This window comes from Cryobacterium sp. TmT2-59, assembly GCF_004403545.1.
GTDB classification, from domain to species: domain Bacteria; phylum Actinomycetota; class Actinomycetes; order Actinomycetales; family Microbacteriaceae; genus Cryobacterium; species Cryobacterium shii.
In genome coordinates this window covers 62,077-81,581 of sequence record NZ_SOGM01000058.1, presented here as the reverse complement: position 1 = coordinate 81,581, position 19,505 = coordinate 62,077, and the positions used below count along the sequence as shown (strand labels likewise).

Annotated in this window: 17 protein-coding genes and 2 pseudogenes; 10 read left to right on the top strand and 9 right to left on the bottom strand. The window is 69.3% G+C overall.

Features of this window, described 5'->3' with window-relative positions; translation table 11 throughout:
• Positions 1 to 45 precede the first annotated feature (45 nt).
• The 7 genes and pseudogenes from E3T24_RS09690 (at position 46) to E3T24_RS18270 (ending at position 9,307) form a co-directional block, all read left to right on the top strand.
• On the top strand, positions 46 to 747 hold the full coding sequence (locus tag E3T24_RS09690) for a helix-turn-helix domain-containing protein (RefSeq protein ID WP_134402490.1): 702 nt from the start codon (positions 46 to 48) through the stop codon (positions 745 to 747).
• A 151-nt stretch (positions 748 to 898) separates the two neighbouring features.
• Positions 899 to 4,606, top strand: coding sequence for a nitrate reductase subunit alpha (locus E3T24_RS09685; RefSeq protein ID WP_241978680.1), 3,708 nt, complete (start codon positions 899 to 901; stop codon positions 4,604 to 4,606).
• The gene (gene narH / locus E3T24_RS09680; RefSeq protein WP_134402491.1) at positions 4,607 to 6,286 is read left to right on the top strand and encodes a nitrate reductase subunit beta; all 1,680 of its coding nucleotides are present in this window, start codon (positions 4,607 to 4,609) and stop codon (positions 6,284 to 6,286) included.
• A complete protein-coding gene (gene narJ / locus E3T24_RS09675) occupies positions 6,283 to 6,975 on the top strand; it encodes a nitrate reductase molybdenum cofactor assembly chaperone (RefSeq protein WP_134366243.1) in 693 nt (230 codons plus the stop codon). The genes narH and narJ overlap by 4 nt, the downstream gene beginning before the upstream one ends.
• Positions 6,972 to 7,745, top strand: a complete 774-nt coding sequence (gene narI / locus E3T24_RS09670; protein ID WP_134434551.1) for a respiratory nitrate reductase subunit gamma — start codon at positions 6,972 to 6,974, stop codon at positions 7,743 to 7,745. Before narJ ends, narI begins: the two co-directional genes overlap by 4 nt.
• Positions 7,746 to 7,796: 51 nt before the next feature.
• A pseudogene (locus E3T24_RS09665) lies at positions 7,797 to 9,065 on the top strand (DUF2252 domain-containing protein); the annotation flags it as partial.
• Positions 8,960 to 9,307: a DUF2252 family protein gene (locus E3T24_RS18270; protein WP_347232656.1), complete on the top strand. Its 348-nt coding sequence runs from the start codon at positions 8,960 to 8,962 to the stop codon at positions 9,305 to 9,307. The pseudogene E3T24_RS09665 and the gene E3T24_RS18270, both read left to right, overlap by 106 nt.
• A 55-nt stretch (positions 9,308 to 9,362) precedes the next feature.
• Here the strand turns inward: E3T24_RS18270 and E3T24_RS09660 are convergent.
• A pseudogene (locus tag E3T24_RS09660) lies at positions 9,363 to 9,548 on the bottom strand (dihydrofolate reductase family protein); the annotation flags it as partial.
• Between the two features lie 506 nt (positions 9,549 to 10,054).
• On the opposite strand from E3T24_RS09660, the gene E3T24_RS09655 reads away from it, so the two are divergent.
• Positions 10,055 to 10,273 carry a hypothetical protein gene (locus tag E3T24_RS09655; protein WP_134434550.1) on the top strand — a complete coding sequence of 73 codons (219 nt, stop codon included), beginning with the start codon at positions 10,055 to 10,057 and terminating at the stop codon, positions 10,271 to 10,273.
• 118 nt (positions 10,274 to 10,391) lie between these two features.
• Here the strand turns inward: E3T24_RS09655 and E3T24_RS09650 are convergent, their stop codons facing one another.
• The 8 genes from E3T24_RS09650 to E3T24_RS09615 all read right to left on the bottom strand — a co-directional run bounded on the left by E3T24_RS09650 (position 10,392) and on the right by E3T24_RS09615 (position 16,845).
• Complete coding sequence (locus E3T24_RS09650) at positions 10,392 to 10,904, bottom strand: flavodoxin domain-containing protein (protein WP_134402492.1); 513 nt, start codon at positions 10,902 to 10,904, stop codon at positions 10,392 to 10,394.
• A gap of 195 nt (positions 10,905 to 11,099) precedes the next feature.
• Positions 11,100 to 12,425, bottom strand: coding sequence for an MFS transporter (locus tag E3T24_RS09645; protein ID WP_134366239.1), 1,326 nt, complete (start codon positions 12,423 to 12,425; stop codon positions 11,100 to 11,102).
• 164 nt (positions 12,426 to 12,589) lie between these two features.
• The gene (locus E3T24_RS09640; protein WP_134366238.1) at positions 12,590 to 12,829 is read right to left on the bottom strand and encodes a MoaD/ThiS family protein; all 240 of its coding nucleotides are present in this window, start codon (positions 12,827 to 12,829) and stop codon (positions 12,590 to 12,592) included.
• Positions 12,829 to 13,116, bottom strand: a complete 288-nt coding sequence (locus E3T24_RS09635; RefSeq protein ID WP_134366237.1) for a DUF6457 domain-containing protein — start codon at positions 13,114 to 13,116, stop codon at positions 12,829 to 12,831. The genes E3T24_RS09640 and E3T24_RS09635 overlap by 1 nt, the downstream gene beginning before the upstream one ends.
• A gap of 6 nt (positions 13,117 to 13,122) precedes the next feature.
• Complete coding sequence (locus tag E3T24_RS09630; RefSeq protein ID WP_134404332.1) at positions 13,123 to 13,782, bottom strand: NTP transferase domain-containing protein; 660 nt, start codon at positions 13,780 to 13,782, stop codon at positions 13,123 to 13,125.
• Positions 13,783 to 13,784: 2 nt separating this feature from the next.
• Complete coding sequence (gene moaC, locus E3T24_RS09625; protein WP_134367117.1) at positions 13,785 to 14,294, bottom strand: cyclic pyranopterin monophosphate synthase MoaC; 510 nt, start codon at positions 14,292 to 14,294, stop codon at positions 13,785 to 13,787.
• Positions 14,291 to 15,607, bottom strand: coding sequence for a gephyrin-like molybdotransferase Glp (gene glp / locus E3T24_RS09620; RefSeq protein WP_241978670.1), 1,317 nt, complete (start codon positions 15,605 to 15,607; stop codon positions 14,291 to 14,293). The genes moaC and glp overlap by 4 nt, the downstream gene beginning before the upstream one ends.
• Positions 15,608 to 15,609: 2 nt before the next feature.
• On the bottom strand, positions 15,610 to 16,845 hold the full coding sequence (locus E3T24_RS09615; protein WP_134402495.1) for a ThiF family adenylyltransferase: 1,236 nt from the start codon (positions 16,843 to 16,845) through the stop codon (positions 15,610 to 15,612).
• Positions 16,846 to 17,046: 201 nt separating this feature from the next.
• On the opposite strand from E3T24_RS09615, the gene fdhA reads away from it, so the two are divergent.
• Positions 17,047 to 18,261, top strand: a complete 1,215-nt coding sequence (gene fdhA / locus E3T24_RS09610) for a formaldehyde dehydrogenase, glutathione-independent (protein WP_134367113.1) — start codon at positions 17,047 to 17,049, stop codon at positions 18,259 to 18,261.
• Positions 18,262 to 18,381: 120 nt separating this feature from the next.
• Entirely contained in the window at positions 18,382 to 19,500 is a 1,119-nt protein-coding gene (moaA, locus tag E3T24_RS09605) for a GTP 3',8-cyclase MoaA (RefSeq protein WP_134367111.1), read from the top strand.
• Positions 19,501 to 19,505: the final 5 nt, after the last annotated feature.

The following is a 19,505-nucleotide window of genomic DNA, read 5'->3' as shown; positions in this document are numbered from 1 at the left end:
CGCCCAGGGGTATCGGTTTTGCCGGGTGGACAGGAGACTGGGCCGATGACGCCGTCGTCGAAACGCACGTCGAGCTACCGCACGCTCGCTTCGTTCAGCAGGATCAAACTGCTGCACTTTCTGCAGCAACGCGGAACCATGACGGTGGGCGACCTGGCCGAAGCCACCGGACTGCACCACAACACGGCCCGCGAGCACCTGCAGCGCCTGATCGGCGATGGTTTCGTCACCTGCCAGCCGGAAAGCAAGGACTCAAAGGGCCGTCCGCGGATGCTGTACAGCGCCGCCGCCGGCCCGGACCGCGCCGAGGGTTCGATCCGGGCGGCCAAGGCCCAGGTAGCCGAGCGCCACGGCGATCAGGTGCGACGGATGCTGCGGGTCGAGGCCGTCATCCACTCGCCGCTGCAACGGCAACTGGACGCCCTCGACGACCACCTCGACGGCACCGGCTTCGACGCGCGGCTCGCGATCGACGACGCCGACGGTGACCACGTTCACCTGCACGAGTGCCCGTACAGGGACATGGTCAAGGCACACCCCGAGGTCTGTCGGGTGCACTTCGGGCTGCTGAAGACACTGCTGGAGATGACCGAGGGCCCGCTAAGCGCCGACGCGCTGCACCCGCTGGTCGAACCGAACACCTGCATTCTCGACCTACACCGGTCCGACACTGAACCCGCCGAAGACGCACAGCCCCAGGAGCAGCACCGGCCCGCAATCATTTATCACGGCGTTTCTGACTTGTAGCGCCTTTTCCCGCCGGTGAGACTGGGCTGCGAGGGTGGTCGCTGACCGCAGTGACCCCGGGCAGTGCAAGGGGTACAGTGTGAAATCGCTCAAGAATTCCGCCTTTTCGAAGCCGGCCGCCACACCCGCGAAGCCCGGCATCGACGGCCCGATCGACGACACGATCCTGAAACTCGGGCGCTTCCTGCGCCGCGGCAAGGCCTCGCCCGACCTCCGCTCGGTGTTCCTCGAGGGCGGCCGCGACGCCGACTCGTTCTACCGCGACCGCTGGACCCANAAGGAGGTGCGGTCCACCCACGGCGTGAACTGCACCGGCTCCTGCTCCTGGAAGGTGTACGTCAAGGACGGCATCATCACCTGGGAGACCCAGCAGACCGACTACCCCTCCGTCGGCCCCGACTCGCCCGAATACGAGCCCCGCGGCTGCCCCCGCGGCGCCGCCTTCAGCTGGTACACCTACTCGCCGACCCGGGTGAAATACCCCTACGTGCGCGGCGTGCTGCTCGACCTCTACCGCCAGGCGAAGGCCCGCACCGGCGACCCGGTGCTCTCCTGGGCCGACGTCACCGGCAACCCCGAGTCCGCCCGCGCCTATAAGAGCGCCCGCGGCCAGGGCGGCCTGGTGCGCACCAGCTGGGACGAGGCATCCGAGATCGTCGCCGCCGCCCACGTGCACACCATCAAGAAGTACGGCCCGGATCGCATCGCCGGCTTCTCGCCGATCCCCGCCATGTCGATCGTCTCGCAGGGGGTGGGCAACCGGTTCATCTCCATGCTCGGCGGCACCATGCTCTCCTTCTACGACTGGTACGCCGACCTGCCCGTCGCCTCCCCGCAGGTGTTCGGCGACCAGACCGACGTGCCGGAGTCGGCCGACTGGTGGAACTCGTCCTACCTGATCATGTGGGGCTCCAACGTGCCGGTCACCCGCACCCCCGACGCGCACTTCATGGTCGAAGCCCGCTACAAGGGCCAGAAGGTCATCACCGTCTCGCCCGACTACGCCGACAACTCCAAGTTCGCCGACGAGTGGCTGGCGGTGCACCCCGGCACCGACGGCGCCCTCGCGCTGGCCATGGGCCACGTCGTGCTCAGGGAATTCCTGGTCGACCGCCGCACGCCCCGCTTCGTCGACTACATGAAGCGCTACAGCGACTCCGCCTACCTGATCGGTCTCACCAAGCGCGGCGACGCGTACGTTCCCGGCAAGTTCATGACCGCGGATGCCCTGCCCGGCCTGGCACCGACCGTCGCCAGCGCCGCGTTCAAGCCGGTGCTTCTGGGCCAGGACGGCCAGGTTGTCGTGCCCAACGGTTCGATCGGGCACCGGTTCTCCGAGACCGACGTGGGCAAGTGGAACCTCGACCTGGAGGGCGTCGACCCGCTGCTGTCGATCGCGGACGCACCCGACTACGACCAGGCATCCGTGGCCATCGACATGCCGCGGTTCGACGTGGCACCGGAGACCGACGAGGTCGGCGAGCAGCACGCGGGAGGCGCGGGCGTCATCCGTCGCGGCGTGCCCGTGCGGATGGTGGCCGGCCAGCTGGTCACCACCGTGTTCGACCTGCTGCTCGCCCAGTACGGCGTCGGCCGGCCCGGCCTGCCGGGCGTCTGGCCCACCGGCTACGACGACGCGTCCTCGCCGGGCACCCCGGCCTGGCAGGAGGGCATCACGTCGGTGCCGATGCAGGCCGCCGAGCGGATCGGGCGGGAGTTCGCGCAGAACGCCGAGGACTCCGGTGGGCGCTCGATGATCCTGATGGGCGCCGGCACCAACCACTGGTTCCACTCCGACACCATCTACCGGGCCTTCCTCGCCCTGACCACCATGACCGGCTGCCAGGGCGTGAACGGCGGCGGCTGGGCGCACTACGTTGGCCAGGAGAAGGTACGCCCGCTCACCGGCTACGGCCAGTACGCGTTTGGCCTGGACTGGGTGCGGCCGCCCCGCCAGATGATCGGCACCGGCTTCTTCTACCTCGCCACCGACCAGTGGCGCTACGACGGACTGTCCGCCGACACCCTGTCCAGCCCGCTCGGGGCCGGCACGTTCAAGGACCGCACCACGGCCGACTGCCTGGTCGAGTCGACCAAGCGCGGCTGGATGCCCGGCTACCCCACCTTCAACCGCAATTCGCTCGACCTGGTCGACGACGCGGTCGCCGCGGGTGTGGACCCGGCCCAGTACGTGGTCGAGTCCCTCGGCGACGGCACGCTCGAATACGCGGTCGAAGACCCGGATGCGCCGGAGAACTTCCCGCGCATCCTGGACATCTGGCGGGCCAACGTGATCGGCTCCTCCGGCAAGGGCAACGAGTACTTCCTCAAGCATCTGCTCGGCACGAAGTCCGCGGTGCGGGCGCCCGAGTCGCCGCCGGAGAAGCGGCCGAAGACCATGAAATGGCACGAGACCGCGCCCGAGGGCAAGCTCGACCTGATGGTGACCAGCGACTTCCGCATGACGAGCACCACCATCTTCAGCGACGTGGTGCTGCCCCCGGCCACCTGGTATGAGAAGAACGACCTGTCCACGACGGACATGCACCCGTTCATCCACTCCTTCAACCCCGCGATCGCCCCGCCCTGGCAGGCCAAGACCGACTTCGACATCTTCCACCTCCTGGCGGAGAAGATCTCCGAAATGTCGGTCGAGCACCTCGGAGTTCGGAAGGACCTCGTCGCCGTGCCGCTGCTGCACGACACCCCGGATGCGATGAGCGCCCCCCACGGCATCGTCGAGTACGACCAGGTGCTGGTGCCCGGCGTGACCATGCCCAAGCTGGTCGTGGTCGAACGCGACTACCCGGCCTTCGCGGCCCGGCTCGGGGCCCTCGGGCCGCTGACCGAGAAGCTCGGGATGGTCACCAAGGGCGTCAAGTTCAACCCGGACGTCGAGGTCGCCTACCTCGGCCAGAAGAACGGCCTGGTCCAGAGCGGCCCCACCGCGGGACGGCCGCAGCTGAAGACCGCCATCCAGGCCTGTGAAATGGTGCTGGCCCTCTCCGGCACCACTAACGGCCGCCTCGGCACGCAGGGCTTCCGCCAGATGGAGGAGCGCACCGGAATGAAGCTGGCGCACCTGGCCAGCGACAACGAGGGCCGCCGCTTCTCCTACCCGGATGTCCAGGGCGCGCCGGTCCCGGTGCTCACCTCCCCGGAATGGTCCGGCAGCGAGCACGGCGGCCGACGCTACAGCGCGTTCACGATCAACGTGGAGCACCTCAAGCCGTGGCACACCCTGACCGGGCGGCAGCACTTCTACCTCGACCATGACTGGATGATCGAACTGGGGGAGCAGCTGCCGATCTTCCGGCCGCCGCTGGACATGCACCGCCTGTTCGACGACTCGATCGTGGGCTCGACCGCCGCGACCGGGGCGACCGGCTCGAAGGGCCGGGCCGAGGTGGCGGTGCGCTACCTGACGCCGCACTCGAAGTGGTCGATCCACTCCGAGTACCAGGACAACCTGATGATGCTCTCGCTGTCCCGCGGCGGCCCGACCATCTGGATGTCTCCGCTCGACGCCGACAAGATCGGCGTGCGCGACAACGAGTGGATCGAGTCCTACAACCGCAACGGCGTCGTCGTGGCCCGCGCCATCGTGTCGCACCGGATGCCGGAGGGCACCGTGTACATGTACCACGCGAAGGACCGCACCATCAACGTGCCGATCGCCGAGACCAGCGGCATGCGCGGTGGCACCAACAACTCCCTCACCCGCATCCTGCTCAAACCCAGCCACCTGATTGGCGGCTACGCCCAGCTGTCCTTCGCTTTCAACTACCTCGGCCCGACCGGGAACCAACGCGACGAGGTCACCGTGATCCGTCGACGCAGCCAGGAGGTTGAGTACTAAATGCGCGTAATGGCTCAAATGTCGATGATCATGAATCTCGACAAGTGCATCGGCTGCCACACCTGCTCGGTCACCTGCAAGCAGGTCTGGACCAACCGCACCGGCGTCGAGTACGTCTGGTTCAACAACGTGGAGACCAAGCCCGGCGTGGGCTACCCGCGCCGCTACGAGGACCAGGAGAAGTGGAAGGGCGGCTGGACGCGCAACAAGCGCGGACGCCTGAAGCTGCGCTCCGGCGGCCGGATCAAGCGCCTGGCCACCATCTTCAACAACCCGGACCTGCCCGTCATCGACGACTACTACGAGCCGTGGACCTACGACTACGACATGCTCACCAAGGCCCCGCTGAGCACCCAGAGCCCGGTGGCCCGGCCCAAATCCCTGCTGACCGGCCAGAACATGGACATCAAGTGGTCCGGCAACTGGGACGACAACCTCGGCGGCTCGCAGGAGACCGCGGCCGACGACCCCATCCTCGCCACCATGAGCGAGCACGTGAAGATGGAGTTCGAGAACACCTTCATGTTCTACCTGCCGCGCATCTGCGAGCACTGTCTGAACCCCGCCTGCGTCGCCGCCTGCCCCTCGGGCGCGATGTACAAGCGCGAAGAAGACGGCATCGTGCTCGTCGATGAAGACGGATGCCGCGGCTGGCGCATGTGCGTCTCCGCCTGCCCCTACAAGAAGGTCTACTTCAACCACAAGACCGGCAAAGCGGAGAAGTGCACTCTCTGCTACCCGTTGATCGAGCAGGGCAAGCCCACCATCTGCTCCGAGACCTGCGTCGGCCGGCTGCGCTACCTGGGCCTGATGCTCTACGACGCCGACGCGGTCCTCGCGCAGGCCTCGGTCGAGAACGAGCACGACCTGCTGGATGCCCAGCGCGCCTGCTTCCTCGACCCGTTTGACCCGGAGGTGATCGCCGCGGCGAAGGCGGAGGGCATGGAGGACGACTGGATCCTCGCCGCCCAGAACAGCCCCATCTACAAGCTCATCTCCGAGTACAAGGTGGCCCTGCCGCTGCACCCGGAGTACCGCACCATGCCCATGGTCTGGTACATCCCGCCGCTGTCCCCGGTGGTCGACGTCATCTCGACCACCAACAACGACGGCGAGGATGCCCGCACCCTGTTCGCCGCCATCGACAAGCTCCGCATCCCGGTGGAGTACCTGGCCGGCCTGTTCTCGGCCGGGGACGTCGTTCCGGTCGAGTCCTCCCTGCGCAAGCTCGCCGCGATGCGGTCCTACATGCGCGACATCAACCTGGGGCGCCCCCGCGACGAGTCGATCCCGGCCGCGGTCGGCATGACCGGCACCGAGATCGAGGCGATGTACCGCCTGCTGGCGATCGCCAAGTACGAGGACCGCTACGTCATCCCGAAGGCGCACGTCGAGACGGCGCGCGAGCTGGAGGAACTCGCCTGCTCGCTCGACACCGACGGCGGCCCCGGCATGGGCGGGCCCACCGCGGCCACGGCGGCGGGCCCCTACGGGAAGACCCCGGGCATGCCTTTGAACGCGACCGTCGACAACTACAACGAGATGGTCGGCAAGGGCGGGGAACGCACCCGGCCCACCACGCCGGGCCGGGTCAACCTGCTCAACTGGACCGGCGGAGGCGTGCCGAAGGGCATGTTCCCGCCCAGAACCGCCGACGGCGCCCCCGGGAGCCCCGCATGAGGCTGCCGAAGCTGCCGGTCCGCAAGGTGACAGCCCTGCCGTTGTCCGCGGAGGACGGCCGGATGGCGCACATGGCGGCGTCGATCCTGCTGGACTACCCCAGCGAGGAGCGCCGGGCGCGCTTTTCGGCCGTGGCCGCGTCGGTGACGCTGCTGCCGGATCCGCTCCGCCACGCCTTCGAGGCGTTCCTGACGGCGGCGGATGCGATGAGCCAGCAGGAGCTGGAGATCCACTTCACGGCCACGTTCGACCTCAAGCGCAAGTGCTGTCCGTACCTGAGCTACTACGCGGCGGGGGACACTCGCCGGCGCGGAATGGCGCTGGTGCGCTTCGTCGAGGCCTACCGCGCGGCCGGCTGGGAGGTGGCGGCGGACGAACTGCCCGACTACCTGCCGATGGTGCTGGAATTCTCGGCCCTCAGCGAGTCGCCGATCGCCCAGGAGTTGCTCGCCGCCCACCGCGACGGCATCGAGGTGCTCCGCACGGCCCTCGAGGCGGTGCCGAGCCCCTACGCGCACGTCGTGGAGGTGGTGTCCCTGTCGCTGCCGAAGATCGACGAGGAAACCCGTCAGCGCTACCTGGACCTCGTCAACGAGGGACCGCCCACCGAGACGGTCGGCATGACCTTTCTCGGCAATCTCAAACCGTTCTCGCCGTCCGCCGCGAACAGTGAGGACGTACGGGTATGACCCCGCTCGACATTCTGCTCTGGGTGGCGTTCCCCTACGCCGCGGCCGTCGTCTTCATCGTCGGCCACCTGCTGCGCTACCGGTTCGACCAGTTCGGCTGGACGTCCCGGTCGAGCCAGACCTACGAGAACAAGTGGCTGCGCTGGGGCTCGCCGATGTTCCACTACGGCATCCTGATGGTCTTCGGCGGCCACCTCGTGGGCCTGTTCATCCCCAAGCCCTGGCTCGAGTTATTCGGCGTCACCGAGCATTTGTACCACCTGGGGGCCACCTGGCTGGGCAGCATCGCGGCGGTGCTGACCATCGCGGGCCTGGTCATCCTGCTGGTTCGTCGGCGCCTGGTCGCCCGGGTCAAACTGGTCACGACCGCGATGGACAAGGTGATGTACCTCTTCCTCGCCGGCACCATCGCCTTCGGCACCACGGCCACGGTGCTCTACCAGGTGCTCGGCGCCGGCTACGACTACCGCGGGTCGATCTCGCCCTGGCTCCGCAGCCTCTACGGTTTCCAGCCGGACCCGTCGCTGATGAGCGGCGTGCCGTTCTTCTTCCAGCTGCACGTGCTCTCGGCGACGGCCCTGTTCCTGCTGTGGCCGTTCAGTCGCCTGGTGCACGTCTTCTCGGCGCCGCTCGGCTACTTCGTGCGGCCCTACATCGTCTACCGTTCGCGGAACGGCCACCGCGGCGCGGGTGCAGTGAAGGCCCGCCGCGGCTGGGAGAAGAGCGAGCTGCCACGCGGCACCCGCCATCGGGAGGGCAGTCGCCGTTAGCCGCCCGGCCCGGAGACATTGACGCCGGCGCGCGGCCGGGCAATCGTGGAGATGTTCTCACCCGCCGATTGCAGTGCAGCCGAAAGGTCTCCGATCATGACCGCGCCCAAAGCGCAGCACCTCAGCGTTGAGGAGCGGAAAGCCCGCGGCAGGAGCGCGCGGGAGCGCACGCCCCTCACCAGTCATCGGGGCTGGGTTCCCGCCGCCGACCGGCCGGACCCGCCGTCGCTGCTCGAGGCTCAGAACACCACCAGGGAGCAGGACCTGGTGCCGGTTCGGCACGACCGGATGCTGGTTTCCCCCTTCACCTTCTACCGCGGTGCGGCCAAGATCATGGCGACCGACCTCACGGACACGCCCCGGGCGGGCCTGATCGCCCAGCAATGCGGTGACGCCCACCTCTCCAATTTCGGCGTGTTCGTGTCACCCGAGCGGCTGCTCCTCTTCGACCTCAACGACTTCGATGAGACGCTCCCCGGTCCGTTCGAGTACGACGTGCTGCGGATGACCGCCAGTTTCACGATCGCAGCCCGAAACAACGGCTTCAGCGCGTCCGGCGCCCGGGATGTGACCCTCGCGGCGGTCCGTGCGTATCGAGAGGCCATGGCCTCGTTCGCCCAGATGCGCACCATGGACATCTGGTACGCCCGGTTGTCACAGGAGGACCTGACGAAGGTCCTCCAACAGTCCGTGGGCGCCGGGACAGGCAAGCAGCGGAAACTGAACCGGACCATCGAGAAGACAATGCAGCGCAACTCGGCGAAGGCCCGCACCAGGGATAGCCTGCAGGCTCTCTCCAAACTCGCCGAGTTCGACAACGGGCAGTACCGGATCGTGAGTCAGCCGCCGATCGTCATCCCCGCCCGAGGGCTCCTCGACGCGTTCGGGATGTCAGCCGAGGAGACCCGGCGCGCTATCCTCGACCAGTTGCGCGCCTACCGGGTCACCCTTCCGGACGACCGCCGTCATCTGCTCGAGCAGTTCCAGCTGGTCGACGTGGCCCGCAAGGTGGTGGGTGTCGGCAGTGTCGGCACCCGCTCCTTCATCGCCCTGCTCCAGGGGCGAGATGAACAGGACCCGCTCTTCCTGCAGATCAAGGAGGCCACGGCATCCGTTCTGGAAGACCACCTGCCGAAGAGTCGTTACAAGCAACCGGGGGAGCGGGTCGTGCAGGGCCAACGGCTGATGCAGGCCGCCAGTGACATCTACCTGGGCTGGACGAAGGGCGTGCAGGAGAACCGCTTCATGTACTGCCGGCAGCTGCGCGACATGAAGGGGTCTGCCGAGGTCGAATCGCTGAAACCGGCCGGCCTGTCGCTGTACGCCCACGCCTGCGGCTGGACGCTCGAGCGGGCGTACGCCCGCTCGGGCGTACGCCCGCTCGGGCGTACGCCCGCTCGGGCGACCCGATCGCGATCGCGGCCTACCTCGGCAAGAGCGACAAGTTCGATAAATCGGTCACCGATTTCTCCGAGCGCTACGCCGACCAGAACGACCGGGACTACGCCCTGTTCGCCGGGGCGGTCGGTTCCGGCCGCCTGCAGGCAATCGAAGGCGTCTAGTTCTTCGCCGAACCGTGAGAAAAGACCCGGTAAATCGAAAAAATAGGGGCGAGACTCACGGTTCGGCGCGATAGCGGACGAAGACGACGCCGTTGCCGAAACGGCGGTCGGCGAGCAGCTGCAGCGGCACGCGCACTCCGTTCGGGAAGTGGGAGTGGCCGCCGCCGAGCATGATCGGCGAGACGAGCAGCCGGAACTCGTCCACCAGGCCGGCCCGGATCATCCGTGCGGCCAGGTCGGGCCCACCACGTAGCCGTCGAGCGACGTGATCCCGGTGTAGACGAGTCTGGCCAAGATGCTGTCCCTTCGTTTCGACCCGTTGTGCAGCGACCCGCCGCGCGGGCTACTGAGGGAAGGCTGCACGTCGTGGCGAGGTACGGCTCCCCGTGCTTAGCATTGCGAGAGTACGGGCTCACACACGTGCCTGCCCGGTGACGCCCACAAGGAGAACCATGTTCGAAGCGCTGCTCGACACCATCGCCGGTCTGCCCGTTCACCCCCTCATCGTGCACGCCACCGAGGTCGTCGTTCCCACTGCAGCCCTTGTCATCGTCGTTGCCGCCCTGTGGCCCCGCTTCCGCAAGTGGGCCAGATTCCTTCCGCTGCTGCTGGCCCTGGCCGCCGTCGTTCTCGTGCCGTTGTCGACCCAGTCCGGCGAAGCACTCGAGGAGCGGGTCTCCGAGAGCGCCCTGATCGAGACGCACGCCGACCTGGCCGAGGGCCTGCTGCCGTGGGATCGGTCTGGCCGTGGTCGCCGGCGTGCTGCTCTGGTGGAACTACCGGGAGATCTTCGGCCGGGGCTCCACGCGCCGCGCCCCGAGGTGGGTCGCCATCGTCCTGGCCGCGGCCGCCCTGCTCGCCTCCACCGGCACCACTGTGCAGGCCATCCGCATCGGCCACAGCGGCGCGACCGCCGTCTGGTCCGATGACATGGGCACACCGGCGCCCGCCGGCAACAAGGACTGAGCCGGCACTGGCCGTTCCGCGGCCGTCAGACGTTCCCCAGCCTCCAGCGGCGACCGGGTCATCCGTTCGCCGCTGGAGGCTTCTTTCCAGGTACTCAGACACCCATGTGCTCTGAGACTTACTGGGTGTCCGCGGAGGTGAGGCCGCTGGAGACTTCGTGCGCCCACTCGACGGCCCGCTCGAGCTCGCCGTCCACGAGCGGGCCGGCGTAGCCGTGCACGTGGAAGCTCATCTGCTTGACCACGATCTCGAAGCCGAGGCTCTTCAACTCCTGCTTCGCCGCCCGGGCCGCTGAGCCCGGCAGGCGCGGCGCGTTCGCGCGGGTGTCGAAGGTCGCGGCCTTGACACCCGTCACCGGGGCGAGGCCGTCCAGCCATTCCCGGATGCCTCGAGTCGGCAACCGGGGCGCCTCATGCTGGTTCACGGCATCCTGCCGGGTGTTCGGCCGGCTCATCGAGAAGGCGTGCGTCGGGCCGCCGACCAGCAGGAGGTCGTAGCCGTCGGCCGACGCTGGAGCGCTGTCGGTGTCGACGACCTCCACCTCCATGGCGGTGCCGAGTTCGGCGGCGATCGCACGCGCGACCTGCTCGGTGTTGCCCCATTGGGATTCGTAGACCACGAGTGCTCGCATGACGTCCTCCGTTTTTTGCCCAGAATACGTCGATGGTGCCGCCGAGGGAACCGCGGCAGCCGGCCGCCCCCGGCCGCCGCCCCCGGCGCGGAACCAATTCGACGGAGATTTTGCTGTAAAAGCGCGTCTTCGGGGTATCTGGGGCCGATTCGGGCAGAATCTCCGTCGAATTCGTTAGGGCGCGGCGCGGCGCGGTCAGCTGGGGAAGGGAGCGCCCTTGCGGGCGTAGTAGAACCAAACGAGCCAGGTGCAGAAGACGCAGAACACGGTGCAGCCGATGAAGAACGCGGTCGGGCTGATGGCCGTGAGCGAGATGCCGACGATGAACGGGCCGAAGGCCGCGATCGCGGAGGTCCAGGCGATGGCGCCGCCGGCCTGTCGCTTAGGGAAGATCATCGGCATCTGCTTGAACGTGCCGGCGTTGGCCAGTCCCGCGAAGAAGAAGATCACGATCATGCCGGCGAGGAAGCCCCAGAACTCGTCCACGCTGGTCGGGGTGAGGAAGAAGGACGTGAACGCGGTTCCCGCCACCATGCCGAGGCCGCCGACGAAGGTGAAGATCGCGCCGCCCCACCGGTCGCAGAACGGCCCGCTGGCCGCGCGCACCAGGGCGCCCACGACGGGACCGATGAACGCGAACGCGAGCGGGTTCGGGGCATCCGGGAAGTCGCCGTAGACGTTGAGGATGATCAGGCCCATCTGGGCGGCCAGGCCGCTGTAGGCGCCGAAGCTCATCAGGTAGATGGCCGTCATGATCCAGGTGTGCTTGACCCCGAAGATGTCCATCTGCTGGCGGAAGTTGGCCGTGACCGGCACCCGCCGCAGGTACACGACCGAGAGCACGACGGCGAGCAGCGCCCAGGGGATGAGCACCAGGCCGCCGTTGTGCAGCCAGACCAGGTCGCCCGCGGCGCTGCTCTGCGGGGTGAGGGCCGCCGTGCCGAGGAGGCCGAAGCCCACGACCCAGGGCAGCAGCAGCTGCATCAGGCCGATGCCGAAGTTGCCGAGGCCGGCCTGCAGGCCGAGCGCGGTGCCGGCGAGGCGTTTGGGAAAGAAATAGCTGGTGGATGCCATGAAGCCGGAGAACGTGCCGCCGCCGATTCCGGCCGAGAAGGACAGCGCGAGCAGCACCCAGTACGGGGTGGAGGTGTCGCGGGCGGCGAGGGTCCAGCCGATCATGGGCAGTACGAGCAGGGCCGAGGACATGGCCACGAGGGCCCGGGTGCCCATCATCGGCGGCAGGAACATGAAGACCAGGCGCAGCAGGCCGCCGGCGAGTCCGGGCAGGGCCACCAGCCAGTACAGCTGGCCGGGAGTCAGCGAGTAGCCGATGTCGTTCAGGCGCGGCGCGATCGCGCTGACGAGGTACCAGGTGGCGAAACTGAGCGTCAGGCTGAAGGTGGTGATCCAGAGGGTGCGCCAGGCGAGCTTCGGATCCCAGGTCTCGTCGTGTTCCGGGTCCCAGTTCGACAGGTCCGGTTGGAGGTTCGCGGCGTACTGCGTGGGCGGTGCGACAGACATGTTCTTCCTTCGTCCGGGTGCGCTGCCGGGCGCCAAAGGCCCGCATAGCTACCACCTTGACCGGCCGGCCGGGATGCGACAACGCGCGAACACCGTGAAAAATGATTCCGATCCGGTCCGGCTCGAACCTCGTCCCGGCGGTAGCCGAACGGTGGCGGGCCGGGTCAGCCGCCGGCGAAGGGCGGCAGCACGTCGACGGCGTCGCTGCCGGCGAGCGGCACCGCGTCATCCGTGGCCCGGGTGCCGTTCACCAGCAGCGAGCACCGGTTCAGGATGCGTTCGAACTCGGCCCCGTAGCGGGCCACGAGCCGGGCGCGCAGGTCGCCGATCGTGGCCGCGTCGAGGGCGGTGCCGTCGGTGGCGGCGGCCTCGGCGGCGGCCGCGAAGAAGCGCACCGTGGCCATCAGCGGGTCGTGTCCGGGTAGTCGGCCGGCCATGCCAGGGCGAGCTCGGTGGCCAGGGCGGAGGCGCGTTCAATGTCGGCGGCGGTACCCCCGGCGCGGGCGGCGGCCAGCCCGACCAGGAACGTGCTCAGCGGCGCGGCGGGCCGGGCCACATTGTGGGCCACGTCGCGGGCCACGTCGAGCAGGGTGCCCACCGGGACGTCGGCCGGGTCGAGGCCCAGCCGCGCGGCGAGGGCCGCCAGCCAGTCGTCGAGGGCCTCGGGGGGAAGCGGGGCGGAGGTGCTCATTCGGTTTCACTCCTCATCGGATTGCTCCGCGACGGGGTCGGCCTCGGTGAGCAGGAGTGCGGAGCTCCTCTCCACATCCTGCCACGTGTCCACGTCGCTGCCCGCGCCGGCGGCGTCCCGGATGCCGCGCAGGGTGAGCGGGGCCAGCAGGTCACGCATGCTCGAACCGTGCGCGTCGGCGCCGAGCCGGCCCGCGGCCGCCCGCAGGGGAGCCAGACGGTAGATCGCGGCGAGCCACTGCGCCCGGCCGCCCTCGTCGGTGAGGTGCAGGCCGTGAACGGATGCCGGCAGCCCCGGGTCGGTCGCCGCCGGCACCAGCAGGCGCGCGGCATCCGCGGCCCAGGGCAGGTCACAGGCCAGCACCAGCACCCACTCGGCCGCGACAACGGATGCCGCGGGCCGGTCCAGCGCAGCCAGCCCGGCGACGATCCCGGCGACGGGCCCGCCGAACGGTGGGTCCTCCAGGGTCCAGGCCGCCGCGGGCACGGCCTCGCCCGCGGCGGGGCGGGCCGAGTCCGGCCCCACCACGACGACCCGTCGCGCCAGCCCGCGGGCGTCCAGCACCCGGGACAGCAGGGACCGGCCGGCCACCTCCACTGCGGGCTTGAGCGCGCCGTCGAGCCGGCTGCCGCGGCCGCCGGCGAGCACGATCAGGTCGACGCTCATGGCTAGTCGCCCGACGACCCCGCCGGGCGGTGCCAGTCGCCGGACTTGCCGCCGGTCTTGGTGATCAGCCGCACGTTCTCGATCATGACCGACTTGTCGAGTCCCTTGACCATGTCGACGACGGCCAGCGCCGCCACCGACACCGCGGTCAGCGCTTCCATCTCGACGCCGGTGCGGTCGGCCGTGCGCACCGTGGCGATGATCCGCACGCCCGCATCCTCGACCACGAGGTCGACGGCGGCGCCGTGCACCCCGATCACGTGCGCGAGGGGGAGCAGGTCGGCGCATTTCTTGGCGCCCTGGATGCCGGCGATGCGGGCCACGGCCAGCACGTCGCCTTTCGGGGTGCTGCCGTCGCGGAGGGCGGCGACGACCTTCGGGCCGCAGGCCACGAAACCGGCCGCGGTCGCGCTGCGCACGGTGGGCACCTTGTCGGTGACGTCGACCATTCGGGCCTGGCCGGCGGAATCGAGGTGGGTGAAGGGGTGTGCGGGCGTGTCGCGTGCGGTCATGTCACCAGCATGACAGTGACGGGCCCACCCTCGTCAATCCGGGTGACGTCCTCCGGCACGATGGCAAGTCCCTGGGCCTGGCCGAGACCGGCCACGAGGTGCGAGCCGGACCCGCCGGCCGCGGCGCGGCGGGCGAGTGTGCGCGTGCCGTCCCGGCGGAGCATGACGGGCATGTACTGGGCGCGGCCGGCCGGGGAAGCCCAGCTTTCGGCGGCGACGGCGTCCACGGTGGGCCGGAACAGCTCGCTGTGCCCGCCCATCCGGCGCAGGGCCGGTCGCACGAACGCCTCGAACGAGACGAAGGCGCTCACCGGGTTGCCGGGGAGGGCGAAGATGACCGGGCCGTCGGTTCCGTCCGCGTCGGCGGGCCACCGGCCGAAGCCCTGCGGCTTGCCGGGCTGCATCTTCACCGGGCCGAACCGCACCGTGCCGAGCGGGGCCAGCACGGCCTTCACCACGTCGTACGCGCCCACGCTCACGCCGCCCGACAGCACGATCGCGTCGACGGTGCCGGCGAGGCTGGTGAGCAGGCTGCGGAGGGTGTTCTCGTCGTCGGGCACCGCGCCCAGCCGGATCGGCACCCCGCCGGCCTCGGCGACGGCAGCGGCGAGCAGGTACGAATTGGAATCGGGGATCTGGCCGCGCCGGGTCGGTTCGCCCGGCGTGACGAGTTCGCTGCCGGTGGAGATCACGGCCACGCGCGGGGCGGGGTGGGCCCGCAGGCCGGACGTGCCGGCACTCGCGGCGGCGGCGATCCGGGTGGGCCAGAGCTCGGACCCGCGGGTCAGCACGGTGTCGCCCGCGTGCGCGTCCTCGCCGGCGCGACGGATGTGCGCGGCCGGGCCGGGCGGGCGCATAACCTGGACCGTCTGTGTGCCCTGGTCGGTGTCCTCGATCGGCACCACGGCATCCGCCCCGTCAGGGATCGGCGCCCCGGTCATGATGCGCGCGACCTGGCCGGTTTCCAGGCGCGGATTCTGCGCCGTGCCGGCGGCGAGGTCGGCGACCACCGGCAGGGAGACCGGGGTCTGTTCCGTGGCCCCGAGCAGGTCCGCGCGTCGCACGGCATAGCCGTCCATGGCCGAGTTGTCGAACGGCGGGGTGTCCGTGGCGCTCCGGATGTCCTCGGCGAGCACGAGCCCGAGGGCCTCGTCCAGGGACACCAGCGCCGGCGGCAGCGGGGCGACCGCGGCGAGCACGGCGGCCAGCTGCTCGGCCACGGTGCGGGCCGAGGCGGGGACGGAGCAGCCGTCGGCGACGTGCTCGTGGGTGTGCCTGCCGCCGTGATCGTGCCGGTGCGTTCCCTCGGCCACGGTCAGCTCCTGGCCTCGGTGGACCATTCCGGCGACCAGGTGGCCGACCACTCCCTGGACCACTTGCTGCCGAGGCCGGGGGCGGTGCGGGCGGCGACGGCGGCGTCCCAGGCGACGATTCCGCCGTCGAGCAGGGTGAGGTCGGTGAAGCCGGCCGCTTGGAGCGCGGTCGCGGCGCGGGCCGCACGCGTGCCGGTGTGGCAGTGCAGCACCAGCGGCACGTCGCGGGGAAGGGTGGCCATTCCCTCGGCGGTGAGCAGTTCGGCGAGGGGGAGCAGTACGGCATCCGGGATGGCGCTCTCGGTGTGTTCGTCCGGTTCGCGCACGTCGACGACCAGGAACGCGTCGGTGCTCTTCGCCCGGGCGCCCAGACGGGCGACGAGCTCGACCGGGGTGATCGTCGGCCAGGCGTTGGGCGCGGCGGCGGCTGTCGCGGGCGGGTTCGGGTCGGCCGCGGCGATGCCGGTGCCGAGCAGGGGAACCTCGGTGAACCGCCCCGACAGGGCGTCGATGACGAGGATGCGCCCGATCAGCGGGGTGCCGATCCCGGCGATGAGCTTGATGGCCTCGGTGGCCATCAGCGAACCGACCTGGCCGCAGAGCGCGCCGAGAACGCCGGCCTCCGCGCAGTTGGGCACCTCGCCCTCGGCGGGCGGGGTCGGGAAGAGGTCGCGCAGGTGAACCCCGGTGAGGCCGCTCCCTGCCGGCGGGGTGGCCCAGAACACCGACAGCTGCGCGTCGAAGCGCAGCACGGATGCCCACACCAGCGGCAGGCCCAGGGCCGCGCAGGTGTCGTTGACCAGGAACCGGGTCGGGAAGTTGTCGGTGCCGTCGATGATGACGTCGTAGCCGCCGAGGATGGTGGCGGCGTTGCCGGCGTCGAGCCGCTCGCCGTGCTGCACGACCACGGTCTCCGGCGCGATGGCCGCGATCGACTCGGCCGCGCTGACCACCTTGGGCCGGCCGACATCCGCCTGGCCGTGCACGATCTGGCGCTGCAGGTTGCTGGGTTCGACGTCGTCGCTGTCGACGATGCCGATGGTGCCGACCCCGGCCGCGGCCAGGTAGACCAGCGCGGGGGAACCGAGACCGCCGGCGCCGAGCACCAGCACCCGGGCGTTGGCGAGCCGGCGCTGGCCGAGCTCGTTCAGCTGGGGCAGGCGACGCTGGCGTGCGGTGCGGACGGATTCGGCGGCGCTGAGCCGGGCGACCGGCTCGACGAGGGGAGGTATGGCCATGACTACCACGGTAGGCGCTGGGGGCGTGCGGTGAATACCCATCCGGGCGAACTCCGGCAAACACCTTGAATTCTCAGGCCATCTGTAGTCACCTAGGGATCGCACCACGAAAAGGGATCCAACTAGAGACACCCATGCACTCTCGCGCGACCGCAGTGGCCGCGCCACGAGGAAAGCAATCAGGAACTAGGAAGGTACTTCATGACTGGAAACAGAGCAGTTGCCTACAAGAGCCCAGGCGTCGTCGAGGTCATCGACATCGACTACCCCACCTTCGAGCTGAAGGACGGGCCGGGCGTGAACCCGGCCAACGTCGGCCGGAAGGTGCCGCACGGGGTCATCCTCAAGACCGTCACGACGAACATCTGCGGCTCGGACCAGCACATGGTCCGCGGGCGCACGACCGCACCGATGGACCTGGTGCTCGGCCACGAGATCACCGGCGAGGTGGTCGAGTGCGGGCCCGACGTCGAGTTCATCAAGGTCGGCGACATCGTCTCGGTGCCGTTCAACATCTCCTGCGGCCGTTGTCGCAACTGTAAGGAGCGCAAGACCGGGATCTGCCTCAACGTCAACCCGGACCGCCCGGGCAGCGCCTACGGCTACGTCGACATGGGCGGCTGGGTCGGCGGCCAGGCCGAGTACGTGCTGGTGCCGTATGCGGACTGGAACCTGCTGAAGTTCCCGGACCGGGACCAGGCGCTGGAGAAGATCATGGACCTCACCATGCTCTCCGACATCTTCCCGACCGGATTCCACGGCGCGTACAGCGCCGGAGTCGGGGTCGGGTCGACCGTCTACGTCGCCGGCGCCGGACCGGTGGGCCTGGCTGCGGCGGCATCCGCTCAGCTGCTCGGGGCCGCCGTCGTGATCGTCGCCGATCTCAACGAAGAGCGGCTGGCCCAGGCCCGCAGCTTCGGCTGTGAGACCATCGACCTGCGGAAGGGCGAACCACAGGACCAGATCGAGCAGATTTTGGGTGAACCCACGGTCGACTGCGGTGTGGATGCCGTCGGGTTCGAGGCCCGTGGCCACGGCAAGGACGCGGGCACGGAGCGCCCGGCCACGGTGCTCAACTCGCTGATGACGGTCACCGCCGCCGGTGGCGGCCTGGGCATCCCGGGGCTCTACGTCACCGGTGACCCGGGCGGGGTGGACGAGGCGGCGAAGGTCGGCTCGCTGTCCATCCGGCTGGGCCTGGGCTGGGCCAAGTCCCTCTCCTTCACCACCGGTCAGTGCCCGGTGATGAAGTACAACCGGGGGCTGATGATGGCGATCCTGCATGACAAGGTGCAGATCGCCAAGGCCGTGAACGCCCAGGCGATCAGCCTGGACGATGCCCCGCGCGGGTACGCCGAGTTCGACGCCGGCAAGTCTGTCAAGTACGTGCTGAACCCGAACCAGTACATCAAGTAACCGCGCCCCACCAAACGGGAAACCCGACCGGCGGTTCGCCCCGGCCGGGTTTCGCGTCCCGGGGATTTCTCACCGTCCCGGCGACCTTTTGCCGCTCGGGGCGGCAGTTAGTGTGGAGACATGACCGGAGTCGACATCACCGCACCCGTTCCCCGCTACTTCAGTGCCCTCACCGACATCCCGGTCGCCGTGGAACAGCCGACCGGTCTGGTCACCGACCGGTACGCCCGCCCGCTGCACGACCTGCGCATCTCGGTCACCGACCGGTGCAACTTCCGCTGCGTCTACTGCATGCCCAAAGAGGTCTTCGGCAAGGACTTCGCGTTCATGGACCGCGATGAGCTGCTCTCCTTCGAGGAGATCACCCGGCTGGCCCGGATCAGCGTCGCTCACGGGGTCGAGAAGATCCGCCTGACCGGCGGCGAACCGCTGCTGCGCAAGGGGCTCGAAGAACTCGTCGCGATGCTGGCCGCGCTGCGCACCCCGGACGGCCGCGAAGTCGACATCGCCCTGACCACCAACGGTTCCGTGCTGGCGCTGAAGGCCCAGGCGCTGAAGGATGCCGGGCTGCGGCGGGTGACGGTGTCCCTGGACTCGCTCGACGACGCCACCTTCAAGGCCATGAACGACGTGAAGTTCCCGGTCGCCAAGGTGCTGCACGGCCTCGACGTGGCCCACTCGGTGGGCCTCGGGCCGATCAAGATCAACATGGTGCTGAAACGCGGCCAGAACGACCAGGACATCGTGGCCATGGCCCGCCATTTCAAGGACACGCCCTACATCCTGCGTTTCATCGAGTTCATGGATGTCGGCTCCAGCAACGGCTGGGAGATGGGCGCGGTGGTGCCCTCCTCCGAGGTCGTGGCACGCATCAACGCCGAGCTGCCCCTGGAGGAGGTCTCGCCCAACTACAGCGGCGAGACCAGCCGGCGCTGGCGGTACCGCGACGGCGGTGGCGAGATCGGGGTCATCTCCAGCGTCACCCAGTCGTTCTGCCACTCCTGCTCGCGGGCGCGGGTCTCCACCGACGGTAAGCTCTTCACCTGTCTGTTCGCGACCGAAGGGCACGACCTGCGGGCCCTGATGCGCGGCGGCTGCACCGACGAGCAGCTGTCCACCGTGATGGCGCAGATCTGGCGTGAGCGCACCGACCGCTACTCGGAGCTGCGCAGCTCGCAGACCGGGGGCCTGCGGGCATCCGGCAAGAAAAGAATCGAAATGTCCTACATTGGCGGGTGACTGAT